The 4,767-nt window shown below is 27.2% G+C and carries 5 protein-coding genes; 3 read left to right on the plus strand and 2 right to left on the minus strand.

The genetic code is table 11. The annotated features are described in order from the left end of the window. Positions 1 to 91 precede the first annotated feature (91 nt). Genes ACR0QS_RS11115 through waaF form a run of 3 tightly spaced genes read left to right on the plus strand, consistent with a single transcriptional unit; the run spans position 92 to position 2,548 of the window. On the plus strand, positions 92 to 772 hold the full coding sequence (locus ACR0QS_RS11115) for an ATP/GTP-binding protein (protein WP_432633517.1): 681 nt from the start codon (positions 92 to 94) through the stop codon (positions 770 to 772). 16 nt (positions 773 to 788) lie between these two features. Next, positions 789 to 1,562: a hypothetical protein gene (locus tag ACR0QS_RS11120; RefSeq protein WP_432633518.1), complete on the plus strand. Its 774-nt coding sequence runs from the start codon at positions 789 to 791 to the stop codon at positions 1,560 to 1,562. A gap of 5 nt (positions 1,563 to 1,567) precedes the next feature. Continuing rightward, complete coding sequence (waaF, locus tag ACR0QS_RS11125; protein WP_432633519.1) at positions 1,568 to 2,548, plus strand: lipopolysaccharide heptosyltransferase II; 981 nt, start codon at positions 1,568 to 1,570, stop codon at positions 2,546 to 2,548. Positions 2,549 to 2,602: 54 nt separating this feature from the next. On the opposite strand, the gene ACR0QS_RS11130 is transcribed toward waaF, so the two are convergent. Both ACR0QS_RS11130 and ACR0QS_RS11135 read right to left on the minus strand, forming a co-directional pair. Further along, entirely contained in the window at positions 2,603 to 3,742 is a 1,140-nt protein-coding gene (locus ACR0QS_RS11130; protein ID WP_432633520.1) for a restriction endonuclease, read from the minus strand. Then, positions 3,726 to 4,541, minus strand: coding sequence for a DNA-methyltransferase (locus tag ACR0QS_RS11135; protein WP_432633521.1), 816 nt, complete (start codon positions 4,539 to 4,541; stop codon positions 3,726 to 3,728). Before ACR0QS_RS11135 ends, ACR0QS_RS11130 begins: the two co-directional genes overlap by 17 nt. Positions 4,542 to 4,767 lie beyond the last annotated feature (226 nt).

Here is a 4,767-nt window from a genome sequence, read left to right on the forward strand (position 1 = left end):
ATTTAATATCAAATAATATTAAATTAATTTTAAATAAAAAGCTAAAAAATAAATTTGAAAATATTTAAAAATATATTATATTATATTGTGTATGAAAAACAAAAGAATTACTATAGTATGCGGACATTACGGTTCGGGAAAAACCACTTTTTCTATAAATTACGCTCTCTATTTGAGAAATCAAACTAATAGAGATATTTATATTGCCGATTTGGATGTGGTAAATCCTTATTTTAGGTCGAGAGAACATTTTGATTATTTGAAAGATAAAAATATAAAAGTAATAGGAAGTTATTTGCCACAATCGGGAGCGGATTTGCCCGCCGTTTCCGCCGAAGTATATACATTATTTGAAAATAAAGATATTATAGGAATAGTCGATATGGGCGGAAATTCAGTCGGAAGTTTATCTTTTGCAACATTTAGAGATAATGTCGATATTGAAGAAACGGATATTATATTTATTTTGAACGCAAATAGAAAAGAAAATTCAACTTTGGATTATGCATTGGGACATTTTAATAATATAGAAGCGACATTAGGCTTAAAAATAACAAGCATAGTAAACAATACTCATTTAATGAACGAAACTTCATTAGACGATATAAATAAAGGCGAATTGATAGCGAGCGAATTATCGAAAGAAAAAAATATTCCCGTAAAATTTACATGTTTGAATATGGATTTTTTCGATAATAATCCTAACATAAAAACTAAATACGATTTGTTTATAATCGGATACGATATAAAGAGAGCGGTAAATATTATATAGAGACGGATTTTAAATTATGGATTATAAAATAAAAAAGTTATACGAGATAGCGCCGATGCTTTCGCCGAGCATATACGAAACGATATTTTATAATCAATATCAGGGAAGAGCGGATAAAGAATCTTTAATATTGGATAACGAAGTCTTTGAAAAATATTATATTGACGAAAGTATTTATAGAAATTTTTTATTTGCAAACTCGACAAGACTTGGAAAAGCGCTTAATTATTTGGGCTTAAATCAAATGCATAACGCCGTAATAAAAAATATAGAATTGAAAGAAAATAAATTAAAAATAAAATTATTCGATGTCGGAATAAACAGTTTGGCAAACGCTTTGATAGAATTGAAATCTTTGAAAGATATAAAAATCGAACCATTTTATGTCGATATATTATTTGACAATATAGATTACTGCTCGAATCATTATCTCGATAAAGACGAAATACTTATTCCCACGAAAGAAGATATAAAAGAAAGCGTATATATTCAAGACCAGATAACTTATATTGGAAAAGACGAAATAGAAATAGTAATATCTTTGGAAAAAGAAAAATCTCAAAACGAAAATAATAAATTAAGATATTATATGCTGAAATGCAACGGAATAAATATAATTGACGAAGCGAAAGAAATTTGGACAAAAATATTCAACGGAACTAATTTTAATATGCTATACGATTATTATATCAATTTAAGAAAATCAAGCAAAATAATATTGGAAAAAAATGTTTGCGTTGGAATAATAAAAAAATACGAACAATTTATATTAGATTTGGACTTTTTTTAAAACTAATGAACGAAATAAAAAATATTCTTATACATTCTCCCACTTGGCTTGGCGATATTGTAATGTCGATGCCTGCGATTCATTTGATTAAAGAAAAATATAAAGACATTAAAATTACAGTTATGACAAAAAAATCTATGTTCGGAATATTTAGCGTTAGCGATTTAGTCGACAATATTATTGAATTAAAAAATTTTCCGAGTTTAAGAAAATATAAATTCGACACTGCAATTTTATTTCCAAATTCTTTTGAAAGCGCGTTTAGAATATTCGGGCATGGAATAAAAAGAAGAATCGGATATAAAGCGGATTATAGAAAATTTTTACTTACGGACGCGGTCGATAGAGAGGAAGTTCGATGGATTCACACTGCGGATTATTATATTAATTTGCTTAAAGCGATTGATATAAACGAAGAGCGCCCTAAAATTAAATTAAAAATAAAAGAAGAAGTTTTAATTAAAGCGAAAGAATATTTGAAAAAAGTAAATCCCGAAAATAAAAAAATATTCGCTTACGGAATCGGAGCTACAAATAGCTACGGAAAAATTTGGAAAGAAGAATATTTTGCCGAAACCTCAAATTATCTCTCAAAAAAATATGACGCTTTGACTTTATTTATAACGACTCCCGCAGAAAAAAAAATACAAGAAAAAATTTCGTCTATGTTAAACGAAGAGCCGATAATTCCCTATTTCGGACTCGATATGATAGCCGCAATTTTAAGTTTATGTTCGGGATTTATCGGAAACGATTCTGGAGCAATGCATGTCGCTTCGATTGTAGGAATACCGACTCTCGCTTTATATTTTGCCACTCCTTCGTATCAAAATTCGCCAATCGGAATAAACAGCCATTTAATAGAAAAAAAAATAGAATGCGCTTTTTGCGGCGGTAAAGAATGCAAAATCGGAACTTTTGAATGCCGAGAGGCTATAAAGCCCGAAGAAGTTATAAATAAATTTGAGAGTGTGATTAATATTTAAGAATAGCTAATATAATATAATTTGATATTAAAGACTATATTTCTTTATTATTTTTTAATCAAATTTGCCGTTAATAAATTTTTCATAGCTTCCTATTTTAGAAAAATATATTTTAAAATTTTCATCGTCTATTTTTTCTACTTTTACGCTATCTATACCAAGTATTTCCAATTTTTTATAAGTCAATAATTCTCTTTCTTTTAATTGCAAAACATCTTTCAAAAGCCAATTTGCTAAAGCTACATTAGGATTAGTCATTAAAGCCTTTCCGTTGTCTTGACATATTTTCGCTTTTAATTTGTCTCCCGAAGGAATTTCTAAATTAAATATCTTATCTCTTTCTGGGAAAAATCCGCTTTTTAATTTTCTAATTTCAGCTGGAACGGGAATATAAACTTCTCCATATTTGCGAACTCTTCCTCCCGCATTACATTGATTTAAACCGCTTTTTTCTGGGACATATTTTTTATTTTCATTTTTGATTTTACTTTTAATGCAAGAATATAAAGGCAATATTACAAAATCTTTCGTTTCGGTAATTTCAAAATTATTATATTCGTTAAATATTTTTAATATCAAATCGAGCGGATTATCTATTATTTGTATATCTATCGTTTTAGGATTTTGAGGAATTATAAATTTTTTGAATAATGTAGATTTTGCATAATTATAAGAATATTCGTTTATATTATCTTTAAATTTTATGCTTGCATCGTTATCGGATATAATATTAATTTTATCTATATTTATTAAATCGTAACTAGTATCGAAAATTACTAAAGACGATTTCTTTCTTGCGATGCAATGATAATAAGATTTTTCTATTTTGTATGTTCTATTTGAAAAATTGATTCTCTCGTTTCTTAATTCAGCCAACTTGATTACAAATTTATCTACATTCAAATTTTTTAATTCTGAATTTTTTTTGTCAAATTCCGCTATTTTTTCAGTTTTACTATTTGACGGACATACAAAAGTTTTTATCCCAATTCCTATATTATCTATTCTTGCGTCATAAGCCGTATCGGTTCTTGATAAATTTTCCGCATTGAAAGCCTTACAAAATAAATTCTCCGCCAATCTATAATGTAAAAAAGGAATATCAGATTCGCTAAATAATTTTGATAAAGATGAGACGCTTTTTATATAATGGCAATATAATTTATATTCTTTAGAGTTAGTATTGAAAATCATATATTTTCTCTAATCTTTCTTCGGCTATCTTGCAAAAATCTTCATTTATTTCAAAGCCAATATAATTTCTATTTAATAAGATGCATGCTTCCGCTACCGTTCCGCTCCCCATAAACGGGTCTAAAACAATATCGCCTTCTTTTGATGTAATTTCTATTAAAGGTTTTATAAGTGATAAAGGAAAAGACGCTTGATGAAATTTAAACGGTTCTATTTTATTTCTTATCACATCTCTATGATGCCCCAATTCTTTAGCTTTCTTTATATCGAAAAAATATTTTTTTGATTTTACAAAATGAAATATATGCTCATATACAGGATACCTTCTGTCTTTAGAATACGAAGGAACAGGATTGGGTTTTTCCCATATAATTTTATTTCTCAATATCCAACCTGCATTTTGCATTTCTATGGCTATTCTTTCTGGCAACATTAATAATTGTTTATATTGGAGATATTTTCCGTCTGGTTTTGCTATTTTATATTCCAAATAATGTTTATCGGTTTTCCTCGAATATCTGCCTTTATTTCTGCTAAACCCTTTAGTCCCAAAATACAAATCGCCTATATTCAAATAAAAAGAACCTTCTTTATGCAAAACTCTTTTTAACGGATTCAAATACTTAAAAAGATTATTTATATAATCTAAAGGATTTTCTTCTCTTCCTATAGTTTCATTACCGTAAACTCTACAATTAAAATACGGCGGACTTGTTATTATTAAATTTATACTGTTATCAGGCAAAGAATTTATACCTTCCAAAGCGTCAATACAAATTATTTTATTTAGATTTTCCATTTTTGCATATTATATTATATTTTTTATTATTTTCAATATAGATTAAAAAAAGACATAATATAAACGAATAAAATTAAGAAGATTTAAATTTTTCTATTTTACAAAAAGCAACTCCAAATTCTTATTTGACATAAATATCGACTATTAAATTTGTGAATGCACTATGAAAGCTCGTCCTTTTTTATTAATATTTTTTATTTACTTTAATTTAAATCAATTTCTATAA

The sequence above is a fragment of the Brachyspira sp. genome, assembly GCF_050873525.1.
Taxonomy (GTDB): Bacteria; Spirochaetota; Brachyspiria; order Brachyspirales; family Brachyspiraceae; genus Brachyspira.